The following is a 14,683-nucleotide window of genomic DNA, read 5'->3' on the forward strand; positions in this document are numbered from 1 at the left end:
AACTCGCTCGTGCCTCACTCTTGAGGATGACGACCTGCTTTGCCAGCAATCAGGCTAAATAAAAGGTGAGAAACTAACTGGCGGCCACTCGGTCACTCCCTAGAGTGACAGCTTATTTCTATTTCGATGGACAATAAAAAAGGCTGACACTCCCATGCCAACCCTCTCTCTTTCTCATCTCACGCGAAGCATTCTAACTTCTCGAATCTCCTAGAGCTCTAGCTTATGCCCCCGGTGGCACGGCTAAACTGTCAGAGATAAGCTGAATCAAATTATCTTCAACTTCAAATCGTACTTCAAGGATCTCGCCCACACTTGATAGGTCTGCGTCAAAGACATCTAACGTATCGTCTTCACCCACATCAGCGTATTTATCAGTAAAGTTGAGCAACGGATCCGTGGTTAACACGATCTTCGCGTAAGCTTTATTGATATCGTCGGTGATTTCAAACCCGGTCGAACGCCATTGGTCCATCACCGTATCGTAGATCTTAAAGTGACCTTCGGAGATATAGTCGACCAAATGCTGGCAAAAATCTTGCAGTTCTAGAGGCGTGGGGAGTGAAGATAGAGCGGTTTTCTGACTAGCGGGTTGCAGTGCGGCAAGCTTACAATATTCGACAATTAGGGATTGTCGGGTCTCTAACCAATGGTCGATGACGTCACTTGAGCCACCCCATTGTTCTTGTGTTTTTTTCAGTTTTTTTAGCATGACCATGCCCTCATGATCTAATCACAACTCCGGTGATCATTTTACTTTGCTGAGCAAAGCGATGATAGATATACAACCTATTGTCCTGACTAGAAATTATAGTGAATGAATTGCTTTTCTACTAACTCTAGTATGAAATTAGATTGCCAGTAAAATGGTTGAACTGCAAGCAATGAGGGACGGTAATGTTAGAGAACGGTGATATGGCCCACGAGAGTGCGGCATATTGGTGTGTTGTATCAGGGAGCGATATTTGGCTAGAAGATGGCAAGCTCCCTTACGGTTTTGCTAGTGAATTCGGGTTTTCTGACCGCGATGTCGTCTGTATTGGTGACTATCAGGGCGTGCCGGTCATGTGGCTAAATGACATGGAGATCGAAGCTCGTTTGCCAATGAGCTCATTACGTGAGTGCTTAGCTTACCCGCAGGATCTTTTTCTACTGGCGAGCAAAGCGGTTCAATATGGGCACATGACGCAAACGATGCGTTTTTGTCCGCAGTGTGGTGGTCGAAACCATCTAAACCACAATCAGCTTGCTATGCAATGCACAGAGTGCCGTACATTGCATTATCCACGTATCTTCCCCTGCATCATTGTTGCGGTGCGTAAAGAACAGCAGATTTTACTCGCACAGCATCCTCGTCATCGTAACGGTATGTACACCGTGATCGCCGGTTTTCTTGAAGTGGGAGAAACGCTCGAGCAGTGCGTGGCACGTGAAGTGAAAGAAGAGACAGGGATTGAGGTCAGCAATATTCGTTATTTTGGCAGTCAACCTTGGGCGTTTCCTTCCAGTATGATGATGGCGTTTCTCGCGGATTATCAATCTGGTAACATTAAGCCGGATTATAGTGAGTTAAGTGATGCGCAGTGGTTCTCACCTGATGAGATGCCCCCTGTAGCACCTATTGGTACGATTGCTCGACAACTGATCGATCAGACGCTTGCCGACATTAATGAGCATCTTACTGAAAAGTAGACAAAAAAAACCCTCCGAGAGGGAGGGGGTAAGTAAGATGTCGTTATGAGATACTGAGTATTAGATACACAGTTAATTATTGTAGTTTTCGCTAGCGATGAAATTTTTATCACTGTTAGAGGTTGGGTGCAAATTAAGCACTTATTTAAAAGTTAATAACTTGATCTAGGTTGCAAAGCACACGGCTTTTGCGAGCTAAACAGTGTTAGAATATCAGCGAAAAATAACGCCTAAGATTGGAAAAGCACAATGACTGAATTAAAAAATGATCGTTATCTGCGTGCGCTTTTGAAAGAGCCTGTAGATTACACCCCAGTATGGATGATGCGCCAAGCAGGCCGTTACCTACCTGAATATAAAGCAACTCGTGCTCAAGCGGGTGATTTTATGTCACTGTGTCGCAATGCTGAGCTTGCTTCAGAGGTAACCCTTCAGCCATTACGCCGTTTTCCACTTGATGCCGCGATTCTATTTTCTGACATCTTGACTATTCCTGATGCCATGGGTTTAGGCCTACGCTTTACACAAGGTGAAGGCCCTGTGTTTGATAAGCCAATCACTTGCAAAGCAGACGTAGACAAGATCGGTTTGCCAGATCCTGAAGGTGAGCTGCAGTACGTGATGAATGCGGTTCGCCAGATCCGTAAAGATCTACAAGGTGAAGTGCCGTTGATTGGTTTCTCTGGCAGCCCGTGGACACTAGCGACCTACATGGTTGAAGGTGGTAGCTCTAAAGCATTCACCAAGATCAAGAAGATGATGTATGCAGAGCCGCAAACGCTGCACCTGTTGCTTGATAAACTGGCGGACAGCGTCATTGAATACCTGAACGCGCAAATTAAAGCGGGTGCACAATCAGTGATGGTGTTTGATACATGGGGCGGTGTATTAACCCCTCGTGATTACAACTTATTCTCACTGCAATACATGCACAAGATTGTTGATGGCCTGATTCGTGAAAACGACGGTCGTCGTGTTCCGGTAACTCTGTTCACCAAGAATGGCGGCATGTGGCTTGAGCAGATCGCAGCAACGGGGTGTGATGCGGTTGGTCTAGACTGGACGATCAACATTGCCGATGCGAAAGCACGAATTGGCGATAAAGTAGCGTTGCAAGGCAACATGGATCCTTCAATGTTGTACGCGTCACCTGAGCGTATTCGTGAAGAAGTGGGCTCAATCCTAGAAGGGTTTGGTGATGCAGGCACAGGGCACGTATTTAACCTTGGTCATGGTATTCACCTTGATGTGCCACCAGAAAATGCCGGTGTATTTGTTGAGGCTGTGCACGAATTGTCTAAGCCTTACCACAAGTAATTGCAAATGCTTAAACGCCTGATTTATTCAGGCGTTTTTGTTATAGCAAGCATGTGTTGGTATACTAAACGCAACGGAGAAAGGGATACCACAGCAATGAAGACGCGCGATAAAATTGTATTAGCAGCATTAGAGCTCTTTAATGAGCATGGTGAAAGGAATATCACCACCAACCACATTGCCGCGCACATCGATATCAGCCCAGGTAATCTCTACTACCATTTCCGCAATAAGCAGGAAATAGTACGAGAGATCTTTGCTCTCTATTCAAACGAATTGTTGGAGCGCTTTACGCCAGTTCAGGGGCAGCAAGAGAGCTTGGTGTTGTTGAAGCTCTACCTCAACTCAATCTTTACCTTGATGTGGAAATACCGTTTCTTCTACGCCAACTTACCGGAAATACTTCAGCGTGATGAAGTTCTGCACGAAGAATATATTCAGGTACAAGATAAGCTGCAATCAAACTTGGTCAATATCATGGCCGCCTTCATTAAGTTAGGCTTGCTTGATGTCGCCGAAAATGAAATGAAGCCGTTGGTCACAACACTGCATTTAATAGCTTCCAGCTGGTTAGGTTATCAGTCGGCCATGTCACCGAAAACGCAAATCACCGAACAGATCATTCACCAAGGCATGTTGCAGATGATCTCGGTCGTGAAACCAAAGGCAACCGAATCTGGCCTTGAGCAGCTTCAGCTCTTGGAAGAGGGTGTTAAAGCGATGCACGCCGCTTAACGCTTCATAGCCGCGATGAATATAATCGAAGGCGAGGGTTTATAACCTTTCGCTCTTTGTTCTGTTTGCTCTAAGCCGTTACATTACTGATAACCTTCTGATTCGAGTAATGTTATGCACTACGATGTTTTTAACGGTGATGCCGATGGCATCATCGCTCTACTTCAACTACGTCTCGCGAACCCTAAGAACGCTCAATTAGTGACTGGGGTAAAGCGTGATATTCAATTGCTCGATTCAATTGAGATTCAACGTGGTGACTCTCTAACGGTTTTGGATATTTCACTCACACAAAACCTCAGTGGGTTGCAACGCGCTCTTGATGCTGGCGCGGATGTCTTTTATGCCGATCACCATAAAGCCGATGGCATACCTAGCCATGCCCAATTGACCGCTCATATCAATCTCGATGCCAATATCTGTACTGCACTGATTATTGATGCCTTACTTGATGGGCGTTATCACTATTGGGCGATAGCAGGGGCCTATGGCGACAATCTGATCGCCAAAGCCGATCAATTAGCCGCGCAAGCCGGCTTGAGCCCACAACAAGCTGAACAGTTGCGCGATCTCGGCACGCTCCTTAATTACAACGGGTATGGCGCCACGGTTGACGATCTGCATTTCCATCCCGCCACTCTGTTTACTACCCTTTTGGCCTACGATGATCCTTTTGCTGTTATTGCTGCACAAGACTCACCATATCAGCAACTCAAAATGGCTTATCAGCAAGATATGGCGTCAGCGCAATCTCTAAAAGCGCATTATCAAGATGAGCAACTGGCAGTGTTTATCTTACCGAATACCGCGGCGTCTCGACGCATCAGTGGTGTTTACGGCAACTGGTTAGCGAACCAAGCACCAGAGAAAGCCCATCTTGTGCTTAGCGAGAATCGTCAGCAGGGCTATACCGTGTCGTTGCGCGCTCCGTTAGCGAATAAGCAAGGGGCTGGAGAGTTGTGTAGCCAATTTGCGACAGGGGGAGGACGAGAAGCCGCGGGTGGCATTAATCATCTAGAACCACAGCAATTAGAATTGTTGATAGGGCAAGTCAGCGAATATTACCGCCGTTGATAAGTAAACAATTAAGCGTAGGCTGAAAGTTTTTCATACCAAACCATATCAAACAATAAGGGCGCTGAGAGGCGCCCTTATTGTTGCGATTATTTACGCTGTAACCACGAAATAGGATCTTGGGTTTTGCTGTTGCGGCGGATCTCAAAGTAGAGTGATGCTTGGGTTTGTCCACCGGTATCTCCCGCGAGTGCGATTGATTCGCCGGCCACCACTTTATCACCTTCTTTTTTCAGTAAGCTTTGGTTAAAGCCGTACAGTGTCATATCACCTTTACCATGATCCAATAATACCACGAGGCCATAGCCACGTAGGTAATCAGCAAACACCACCGTGCCAGAGTACACCGCTTTGACGGATTGCCCGTAGTTAGCGGCGACCACAATACCTTTCCAATCAATTTGCCCTGTCTGTTTTGAGCCGTAGCTGTGCATCACGCGACCTTTGATTGGCCATGGCAGCTTGCGTTTTTGTTTCGCAAGGCCATCCATTGGTACCGCATTACGTTTGGCCGCTTTGGCGATTTCGGCTTTTAGGCGTGCTTCGTTGCGCTGTAGTTCAGACAGGTAGACTTTATCGCTGGAAATGCTTTTGCGGATTTTGCTGACCGTGCCTTTTCGCTGTGATTGAGTCTTAGCGAGTTGATTGCGCTTTGAGGTCTGTTGATCGAGTAACTTGGTTATTTGTTGCTTTTCGAGCGCCAACTGCTCTTCACTTTGCTCAAGTTCAGCGACGATTTTTTCTAACTCAGTGATGGTTTGTGCGCGTTGCTTGGCAAGGTATTGGAAGTATTGGCTGATACGATCTTCTTCCACACCTTGGGTCATTATATTGGCGGAAGATTTCGCACGCTGAGTCACGTAATAGGTGCGCAATAACTGCTTAAGCTTTTCACTTTGTTGCGCTTTGTCTTTTTCAAGCGTAACAATTTTACCGTCCAACGCGTTGATATTGGCATTGGTTTTAGTCAAGGAGGCTTTGGTTGCCTTTATTTCTCGCTCTAACTGATTGATGCCAAGTTCTTGGCTTTTTAGCGATTTTTGTAATTTATCGAGCTCTTTCTGCTGTGAGCTCAAGGCGTTCTTTTGTCGAGAAATTTCACTTTTGACGCCAGTTAACTGACTGGGTGAGGATGCCTGCGTGGATAAAGGGGCAATCGTAGCAAAACCAACCGTCAGCAGCATGAGTGTGCGCAGTGTGCGATGCGTTTTTGTGATGGCGTTAAGCGACATTAGCTCGAATTATCCTAACCAATTGATTAGTGGCCAGTATACATAATTCGATTCTTGGGAAGAAAGGATTAAGTAAAAACTTGTACGCAGTGTCATAGGCTGCCTAGCAAGAGGCCAAAAAAAACGCCCAAGCATGGCTCGGGCGTTTATTATGCGAGGCGATTATTTAACGATAACCTGGCCAGACATTTCTGCAGGGATTTCGATACCCGCTAGAGAAAGCATGGTTGGTGCAAGATCAGACAGTTTACCGCCTTCTTTGAACTCAACCGCTTTGCTACCAACATAAATCAGTGGAACTGGTAGGTTAGTGTGTGCAGTGTGGATGCCGCCTGTTTCAGGATCGATCATCATTTCTGCATTACCGTGGTCTGCGGTGATAAGCAGTTGGCCATCAACTTCATTGATCGCTTCTACTACGCGGCCCATACATGCATCGATCGCTTCGATAGCTTGTTTAGCCGCTTCGTAAACACCCGTGTGACCAACCATATCTGGGTTAGGGTAGTTACAGATAATCGTATCAAACTTACCTGATTTGATCGCAGCAACCAGTTTGTCAGTTAGTTCAGTTGAGCTCATCTCTGGTTGTAGGTCGTAAGTCGCAACTTTTGGAGAAGCAACCAGTTGACGCTCTTCACCAGCAAACTCGTTTTCAACACCACCGTTGAAGAAGAAAGTGACGTGCGCGTATTTTTCTGTTTCAGAAATACGTAGCTGAGTTTTCTCTTGTTTAGAAAGCCACTCACCGTAAGTGTTTTCTAGTGTTGCTGGTGGGAATGCTGCCGCTAGAGGGATGTCTGCTGCGTATTGCGTTAGCATCACAAAGTTCAGAGCAGGGAATACTGCGCGCTCAAAACCGTCGAAATCCGCAACGAAAGTACGCGTGATTTGACGTGCACGGTCAGCACGGTAGTTCATGAAGATCACCGCATCACCGTCTTGCATGATAGCATCTTCTTGATCTGCAGTTTTGATTGCCGTTGCTTTAACGAACTCGTCATTTTCGTCACGAGCGTAAGCGGCTTCAAGGCCTTCTACTGCGGTGTCAAAAGTGAATTCAGCTTTCGCTTGAGTCAATAGGTCGTAAGCAACTTGAACGCGATCCCAGTTGTTGTCACGGTCCATAGCATAGTAACGACCTACTAGAGAAGCCACACGGCCTTTACCTAGTTTAGCGAATAGGTCTTGGAAGCGTTGTAGAGAACCTTCTGCGCTACGTGGTGGCGTATCACGGCCATCAAGGAAGCAGTGTAGGTAAATCTTTTCAGCGCCACGCGCCGCTGCCATTTCAACCGCTGCGTAGATGTGATCTTCGTGAGAGTGAACGCCACCTGGCGACATAAGACCCATGATGTGAACGGCTTTACCTGCGTTGATTGCGCTATCCATTGCTTCAACCAGTGCTGCAGTTTCAGCAAACTCACCATCAGCGATAGATTTAGTAATACGGGTAAGATCTTGGTAGACAATACGGCCCGCACCGATATTGGTGTGGCCAACTTCTGAGTTACCCATTTGACCATCTGGTAGACCTACATCCATGCCAGACGCAGAAATAAGCGTGTTCGGGTGGTTAGCAAATAGGTTGTCCAAGTTAGGCGTATTTGCGTTTGCAACGGCATTATTTGCAGTGTCTTCACGGTGTCCGTAACCGTCAAGAATAACTAGAGCCAATGGCTTCTTAGCAGACATAGAGTAAACCTCGTCAAATTTAAGTAACTGTCGGTTTTGGGTCAGAAAACCCAAGGACCTTGAAACAAAACTAGCGTAATTTTACTACACTTTTTAAGCAAAACTGTAGGCCAAGATCAAATATTGTTGGTGATGTCGTGTAGCTATCTTTCAGCGAATTGTCTATTTGGCCATAAGCTTACATTGATAATAACTCTTATTCTTAACATTTCTCGACCAATGTAAAGGAGGAATTACCAATCAATTCGATAGTTGAATCGGCAGATTTTGTTGCTTACTGCACCAGTATAGCGGTGCCACAGACCGCGAGGAACGCGCCGCACCATGCATAGCGATTTGGTCGCCGTTTGGTATAAAACCACAGCAAAGGCAATAACATGATCGGCGTGGTGGACGAAAGCAGTGCCACCATACCCACATTGCCTTTTTGCAATGCATATAAGATCAGCGTCATGCCAACGGCCATGGCGAGAAAGCCGTTAAGAGCGGTGAGTAAGAAAATCTTGAGGTTGATAGTGTGTGTCGCCCTCGCGATCTTGGCCCCACTCAACCAAAGTAGGCTGTGTGCTGCGAAAGCGGTCATCATCCGCAAAGCTGACGCTGCCACAGGATCGACAGCGGTTTGCATGATCGGCTTGGCGATAATACCGCCTAGGGCTTGGCAAATCGCAGCCAGAACGCCTAGGGTAATCCCAACGCCAATACGGCCTTTGATCGCTTCTAGTTGATTATTATCTTGGCCCCTACGACCAAAAAAGATCGCCAACACCACTCCTGAAAAAACCAAACTGGCGCCAAGTAATTCCCAACCATTCATACGTTCGCTAAAGAGAAAGTAGCCAAGTAGCGCAGAAAAAACGGCGTGACAAGAGAAGAGTAAACCTGCTTGGCGAGGGCCCATGCGGTTAAGGCAAGCAAACAGTGCGGTATCACCAATGAAGATGCCGACTAAGCCAGAGAACATCATCGCTGTCAGCGATGGCACTGTGACGGTTTCCCAGCCACCGGTATACAGCGCCATAGCGGCGAGAATGACGCTGGTACAACCCATGCGCCAGCGACTATAAGCAAAGGTGCCTAAGTGATGAGCAGGCTTAACGGAGAGTAGGCTGGCGATGGCCCACAATAGAGCAGCGGCTAAAGCTAGCCATTCATATCCCATCTATTTCGCATCCTTGTCGCGACAGGTGTATGTGTGCGAAGGCACAACATAAGATGGTCAATATGCCTTAAAAGAGGATTAAAGCAAAGCGTGATATGTGATCACGCTTTGCTGTTTAAATGGCAGTGATTAAGAGAGGATCCAGTTAGCCATGTAGACCATGGATAGACCAAGCACACCGAGAATCAAACCGGTTTTGGCCATGTCTTTGCTTTCAATTAACCCCGTCGAGTATGCCAACGAGTTTGGTGGGGTTGATACCGGTAAAATCATGCCTAACGAAGCGGAGAACGCGACCACCACCAGGAGGTTTTGCATATCCAAACTTTGCATCGAAGCCCCAATTGCGGCCGCAATCGGCATCAATAAGTTCGCAGTGGCGGTATTGGACATAAAGTTGGCCATTACCCAGCATACCAATGACATGGTGATGATTACTGCAGTAGGGGATAGGGCATCGTAATCGATCGCATGTGCCAGCGCAGAAGCTAGCCCGGTTTTATCTAATGCAATCCCAATTGCAATACCACCGGCGACGAGCCACAACACATCCCAGTTGATCAGCTTCAGTTCGGCCTTGCCCATGATGCCTGTTAATGTAAATACGGCCAGTGGGATGATCGATACCACATAGGTATTCATGCCATGTAGCTTGGTGGTCATCCACAACAAAATGGTCGAGGCAAAAGTGGCGTAAACCACGATGGCGCGCCAGTTTTTCTGGAAGGAACCACCGAGTTTGAGCACCATTTTATCTTCAGATGAGGGAAACAGTTTTTGCAGTAAGAACCAAGCGATGGTGAGTTGCACAATCACAAACGGTAAGCCCATCATCATCCATGATAAGAAGTCGATGCTGTTTTCACCAACCAAATATTGCAATGCGATTGCGTTGGGTGGAGTACCAATTGGTGTGGCGATACCACCCGTATTAGCCGCGATTGGAATACACAGCACTAAGGCTTTAATTCCTAAATCCCCTTTTGGCGCAGAAGCGACGATAGGGCCAAGTAGTGCCAGCATCATGACCGTGGTGGCGGTATTGGACATAAACATTGAGAATACCGCGGTGATCAACATTAATCCCAACATGATAAACCGTGGTTGGGTGCCGAACGGCTTGAGTAACACGCGTGCAAGGTTGTTATCCAGTTCGTATTTTGACGCCGAGATCGCCAGTGCGAAACCGCCCATGAACAGAATAATGATCGGCGAGGAAAAAGCGCTGAAGATGTCGGTATAGGCGACTAGCTCACCAAAGTCATGTCCTGCGGGTGGGTTGCGGAATAGGTGTAGGCCTTTGTCAGAGATCATGATCAATTCAAGAGCAATGATCAAAATCGAGGTGGCAAACACGGGAACAGGTTCCAACACCCACAAAAGGGCGGCAAGGAGAAAGATAGCAAGGAGTCGATGTTGGATGAGGGTTAAGTCTGCGATTGGGATTGAGTCAATCGGCATCAGTAACACTGCCAGTGGTAACCCAAAACAGATCAGTAGTTTGATTATCGTGCCAGAATGAATCCTTGTCATACGCGGCAAACCTTCTCATGTTAGTGGAGAAGGGTAGAGTAAAAGATAACCAAATTAACGTCTTAGACTAAGGTAATAGTTTTACAATTAGGTAAAAAATGTTGCGTAAATCTTGTCGTTGGTCAAAAAAAATCCCTGAACAAGTCAGGGATTTATAATGCAGTTGTCGAACCGTTATTCTGTGTCTTGGCGCTGTGCGTAAGGGGTGCCCATTACGGTTGCTTGGCCAAGTTGCATTGAGTCATCGAAGCGGATGCTGTTTTTAGTAAACAGGTTAATTACTGTCGAACCCAGTTTGAAGCGGCCCATTTCTTGACCTTTTTTCAGAATTACCGCCTTGTCGCCTTCAGCAGGGTATTCCCAACGATGAACGGTGTTACCACGTGGTGGTGTTACTGTACCCGCCCAAACTTGTTCGATACTACCGACGATGGTAGCGCCAACCAGCACTTGTGCCATTGGACCGAAAGCCGTATCAAAGATGCAGACGACACGTTCGTTACGAGCGAATAGATTCGGCACGTTTTCAGCAGTCAGTGGGTTTACAGAGAAGAGATCGCCCGGTACGTAGATCATCTGACGTAGCGTGCCATCACATGGCATATGAACACGATGGTAATCACTTGGCGATAAATACAAGGTTGCAAATTCACCGTCGTTAAACGCTTCAGCCAGTTTCTCGTCACCACCTAATAGCTCAAGCGCGGTATAGTCGTGGCCTTTTGCTTGGATAAGTTTACCGTCTTGGATTGGACCAAATTGGCTAACACGCGCATCTGCAGGATGAGTGATGAGATCATCCCCTTCAGAGATAGGACGAGCCCCTTCTTTTAGTTCACGCACAAAAAACTCGTTAAATGTGGCGAAGTGCTGAGGATCTGAGTGCAGAGCTTCATCCATATTGACGTTGTATTGCTTGATAAACCAGCGAATGATTGCAGTGGTTAGGCTGCCTGCTTTGGCCGAAGCAATCTTACCGACGAGGCGAGTAAGCGCGTGCTGAGGGATCCAGTATTGCAGTCTAACTTTAATCTTGTCCATTGTGTTCAATTCCAATGTTAATTGTCTGTTTCAAACTTTTGGGCGCGAGATGGTACTTAAAAAATCAGCAAATGTCAGTAGTTGCTGATTTTTCCTCGTAGTCATTGCGTTACAGATCGGCTTTCTTGTTACGAGAATATTGGCGGTTGGCCTTATTCTCAGACATGCTTTCTAGAATGCGATGATAGTTATTAAAGCGGCTCTCGCTGACGTTGCCTTGTTCCACGGCTTCACGCAGTACACAACCTGGATCATCAAGGTGCTTACAATCACGGAACTTACAGCTACCCAAGTAAGGTTTGAATTCAACAAACGCTTTGGTGACTTCTTCTGCTTCTAAGTGCCAGAGACCGAATTCACGTACTCCTGGTGAGTCAATCAGATCACCACCGGAAGGGATGTGATACAAGCGAGCGGCGGTGGTGGTGTGTTGACCAAGACCTGAGTTTTCAGACACCAGACCTTCTTCAATTTCAAGTCCAGGCATCAGAGCATTCACTAGGCTAGATTTACCAACACCAGATTGACCCACAAAAATGTTGATGCAATTACCAAGTGCCGCTTCCAGTTCTGGAATGCCTTCACCCGACTCTTTACTGACTAACAGAACGTTATAACCGATATTCTCGTAGTCACGCAGAGATTGCTGATATTGCTCGCGTTGTACTTGATCGAGCAGGTCAATTTTGTTGAGTACCAGTAAAGGTGGAATCTGCAGTGTTTCAGCAGCCACTAGATAACGGTCAATAATATTTAATGACAGTTCAGGCAATACAGAAGATACGATCACCATCTGACCGATGTTCGCAGCGACTGGCTTTAGACCGTCATAGTAATCGGGGCGGGTTAACACTGAGGTGCGTGGCTCTACGGCCTCAACCACGCCGGAAATACCGTACATGGACTCAAGACCTGCCCGCCAGATAACTTGGTCACCCGAGACTAAAGATTCGATACCGCGACGTAAGTTACAGCGGTGAATTTCTTTTGTTTCAGAATCTTCAATATCCGCGTGTTGGCCGAAACGGGTAATCACTAACCCTGTTTTTGTGCCGCCCAGCATGGACTCATCCCACTGAATGCTTTCCGCTTTAGTGAGTTTGCGTTTTTGATTGCTACGAACGCGTCGTACCTGACCTTTGGTTAACTTTTTCTGTTTTGCCACGGTGATCTACTTAATCTGCTTCTCTTAGGGTCGACACCTGAGATTGCTATCTTGGGTATCTGAATTTGGGTATAGTACCTTTTTTAGCGAAAAACCAATAGGCAACGATTTATGTCCTTTAGCGATCAAAATTTAATCTGGGTCGATCTCGAGATGACTGGGCTTGATCCAGAAACACACAAAATTATCGAAATCGCCACCATCGTCACCGATAGTGAGCTTAATATTTTGGCAGAAGGTCCTGTACTGGCCATCCATCAGCCAGAATCTGAGTTGGATAAAATGGACGATTGGTGCACCAATACCCATACCAATAGTGGCTTAGTTGAACGCATTCGCAATAGCTCAGTGACCGAACAAGAAGCGATTCGTCAGACGATTGAGTTTCTTGAACAGTGGGTGCCTAAAGGTAAATCACCTATTTGTGGTAACAGTATCGGCCAAGATCGCCGTTTCTTATACAAACATATGCCTGAATTGGAGCAATACTTCCATTATCGCTATGTGGATGTCAGTACGCTTAAAGAGCTGACTCGTCGCTGGAAGCCAGAAGTATTGGACGGCTTTTCAAAATCAGGTAGCCACTTAGCGCTTGATGATATTCGTGAGTCGATTGCAGAATTGCAGTATTACCGTAAAACGATTTTTAGCATTTAACGACGTAAGTCGATGATGTGATATAAAACCGAAGCTTGCTGCGGTTTTTGTCATTTTGGAAAGGAATCGTGATGGGCTGTCGTTACGGGATCGGCAGGAATACAAACTGCGCCACGCCTTGTGCCACTTTCGTAATGCTGCGATTGGTCTTGTCGGCGACGATCAGCGCCATCATGTCTTGAATCAATGCCATCTTGGCAAAGATACGGTCGAAGCTGGTATCAAACTCCCCCTCAGTCACATGATTGGTCAGCAAGAAGAGTTCACCTTGACTGTCTTTACGTTGATAGAGGCGCCAGACAAAAATTTCGATATTACGTGCACTGTTGTAAAGTGCCTGTTCATCGAGTGAATCGAGAATAAAGAATTCTTGCTGGTGGTTATAAGAACGGCGCAACATCTCTGTTAAGCCTACTATCGCAGCGAATACGCGGTCGCCTTGGAACGATTCATCAAACGCCATTAATATTGCTTCAATGCCCGTTTTTCCTCCGAGCTCATCAAAGACCAACGACGGGAGATCAATCTCATCATGACGACCAAAGATCTGTAGCATCCGATCTTCAAGTGTGGTGTCGGCAACTTTCTTGAGTTGGTTTGGATTGCGCACGTACATTTTGCGCGTTAATTCCATCAGCAGTTCTTTTTGTTCTTTGACATGCACATCCATAACAAAATCCACATCGGTTTTACCCAGGTTACGGACCGGCTTGGGCATGGATTCACAGCCATTGAGAAATAGGGCGCTAGAGAGCAGAACAAACAGGGCTAAAAACGAGCGTCGGAAAACGGGTAATGCCATTGCGATCTCCATGATTTGCAATTGCCATTAACAAAATATTATTGGGCGAAGCGATAACATCAGCATTTGGTTATATACAAAAGGATACTTTTAGACCAGCTTAGCTAGATTTTAAGAATCTATTTACTGGGTTATATCGCATTTGCTGGCTAATTTTATCTATTCACTACGTCAAATCAGTGCTTTAATCGTAGTGACAGTTATGTGGCTGCGTTTTAAATTTAAACAATTCGCTCATTGTTTATTCTCTTTTGTGTGCTTTTTCATCAAACGATAAAAAAAAACTGTTTTTTTGCAGGAAGGACTTGCATCACAAAAAAATGCTCTTATAATTCGCAGCCCTGAACGACGGAAACGTTGTTGAGATGCGACACTAGCTCAGTTGGTAGAGCGCAACCTTGCCAAGGTTGAGGTCATCGGTTCGAACCCGATGTGTCGCTCCAAATTTTCTGATTAGACAATTAGTCTGATTAGAGTAAAGTTTTCATTGTACTTAACAATGACATCCGGACGCGGGATGGAGCAGCATGGTAGCTCGTCGGGCTCATAACCCGAAGGTCGTAGGTTCAAATCCTGCT

13 protein-coding genes and 1 tRNA gene are annotated in these 14,683 nt (G+C 46.3%); 6 read left to right on the top strand and 8 right to left on the bottom strand.

Annotated elements, in window-relative coordinates:
- Positions 1-223: 223 nt before the first annotated feature.
- Positions 224-718: an Rsd/AlgQ family anti-sigma factor gene (locus tag RH86_RS03070; RefSeq protein WP_038219168.1), complete on the bottom strand. Its 495-nt coding sequence runs from the start codon at positions 716-718 to the stop codon at positions 224-226.
- 179 nt (positions 719-897) lie between these two features.
- Between RH86_RS03070 and nudC the strand changes: the two genes are divergently transcribed.
- The 4 genes from nudC (at position 898) to RH86_RS03090 (ending at position 4,818) form a co-directional block, all read left to right on the top strand.
- Positions 898-1,692: an NAD(+) diphosphatase gene (gene nudC, locus RH86_RS03075; protein ID WP_009384923.1), complete on the top strand. Its 795-nt coding sequence runs from the start codon at positions 898-900 to the stop codon at positions 1,690-1,692.
- A 249-nt stretch (positions 1,693-1,941) separates the two neighbouring features.
- On the top strand, positions 1,942-3,009 hold the full coding sequence (hemE, locus tag RH86_RS03080; RefSeq protein WP_005596706.1) for a uroporphyrinogen decarboxylase: 1,068 nt from the start codon (positions 1,942-1,944) through the stop codon (positions 3,007-3,009).
- Between the two features lie 96 nt (positions 3,010-3,105).
- The gene (locus tag RH86_RS03085) at positions 3,106-3,744 is read left to right on the top strand and encodes a TetR/AcrR family transcriptional regulator (RefSeq protein ID WP_009384925.1); all 639 of its coding nucleotides are present in this window, start codon (positions 3,106-3,108) and stop codon (positions 3,742-3,744) included.
- A 114-nt stretch (positions 3,745-3,858) separates the two neighbouring features.
- Positions 3,859-4,818, top strand: a complete 960-nt coding sequence (locus tag RH86_RS03090; protein ID WP_009384927.1) for a hypothetical protein — start codon at positions 3,859-3,861, stop codon at positions 4,816-4,818.
- An 89-nt stretch (positions 4,819-4,907) separates the two neighbouring features.
- Here RH86_RS03090 and RH86_RS03095 read toward each other — a convergent pair whose 3' ends face one another.
- The 6 genes from RH86_RS03095 to rsgA form a co-directional block, all read right to left on the bottom strand.
- Positions 4,908-6,050 carry a murein hydrolase activator EnvC family protein gene (locus RH86_RS03095; protein WP_009384929.1) on the bottom strand — a complete coding sequence of 381 codons (1,143 nt, stop codon included), beginning with the start codon at positions 6,048-6,050 and terminating at the stop codon, positions 4,908-4,910.
- A gap of 162 nt (positions 6,051-6,212) precedes the next feature.
- On the bottom strand, positions 6,213-7,745 hold the full coding sequence (gene gpmM, locus RH86_RS03100; protein WP_009384931.1) for a 2,3-bisphosphoglycerate-independent phosphoglycerate mutase: 1,533 nt from the start codon (positions 7,743-7,745) through the stop codon (positions 6,213-6,215).
- 274 nt (positions 7,746-8,019) lie between these two features.
- Positions 8,020-8,907 carry a DMT family transporter gene (locus tag RH86_RS03105; protein WP_009384932.1) on the bottom strand — a complete coding sequence of 296 codons (888 nt, stop codon included), beginning with the start codon at positions 8,905-8,907 and terminating at the stop codon, positions 8,020-8,022.
- 129 nt (positions 8,908-9,036) lie between these two features.
- Positions 9,037-10,440 carry an SLC13 family permease gene (locus RH86_RS03110; protein WP_009384933.1) on the bottom strand — a complete coding sequence of 468 codons (1,404 nt, stop codon included), beginning with the start codon at positions 10,438-10,440 and terminating at the stop codon, positions 9,037-9,039.
- Positions 10,441-10,614: 174 nt separating this feature from the next.
- Positions 10,615-11,481 (bottom strand): archaetidylserine decarboxylase, encoded by an 867-nt coding sequence (gene asd, locus RH86_RS03115; RefSeq protein ID WP_009384934.1) that lies wholly within the window; start codon positions 11,479-11,481, stop codon positions 10,615-10,617.
- Positions 11,482-11,590: 109 nt separating this feature from the next.
- Positions 11,591-12,646 (bottom strand): small ribosomal subunit biogenesis GTPase RsgA, encoded by a 1,056-nt coding sequence (gene rsgA, locus RH86_RS03120; protein WP_009384935.1) that lies wholly within the window; start codon positions 12,644-12,646, stop codon positions 11,591-11,593.
- 111 nt (positions 12,647-12,757) lie between these two features.
- Here rsgA and orn point away from each other — a divergent pair, with 111 nt between their 5' ends.
- On the top strand, positions 12,758-13,303 hold the full coding sequence (orn, locus tag RH86_RS03125) for an oligoribonuclease (RefSeq protein ID WP_005596722.1): 546 nt from the start codon (positions 12,758-12,760) through the stop codon (positions 13,301-13,303).
- A gap of 82 nt (positions 13,304-13,385) precedes the next feature.
- Here orn and RH86_RS03130 read toward each other — a convergent pair whose 3' ends face one another.
- On the bottom strand, positions 13,386-14,105 hold the full coding sequence (locus RH86_RS03130) for a hypothetical protein (RefSeq protein WP_009384936.1): 720 nt from the start codon (positions 14,103-14,105) through the stop codon (positions 13,386-13,388).
- Between the two features lie 367 nt (positions 14,106-14,472).
- Here RH86_RS03130 and RH86_RS03135 point away from each other — a divergent pair.
- A tRNA-Gly gene (locus tag RH86_RS03135) sits at positions 14,473-14,548 on the top strand.
- Positions 14,549-14,683 lie beyond the last annotated feature (135 nt).

The sequence above is a fragment of the Vibrio sp. N418 genome (assembly GCF_000222565.1).
Classification (GTDB): Bacteria; Pseudomonadota; Gammaproteobacteria; order Enterobacterales; family Vibrionaceae; genus Vibrio; species Vibrio scophthalmi.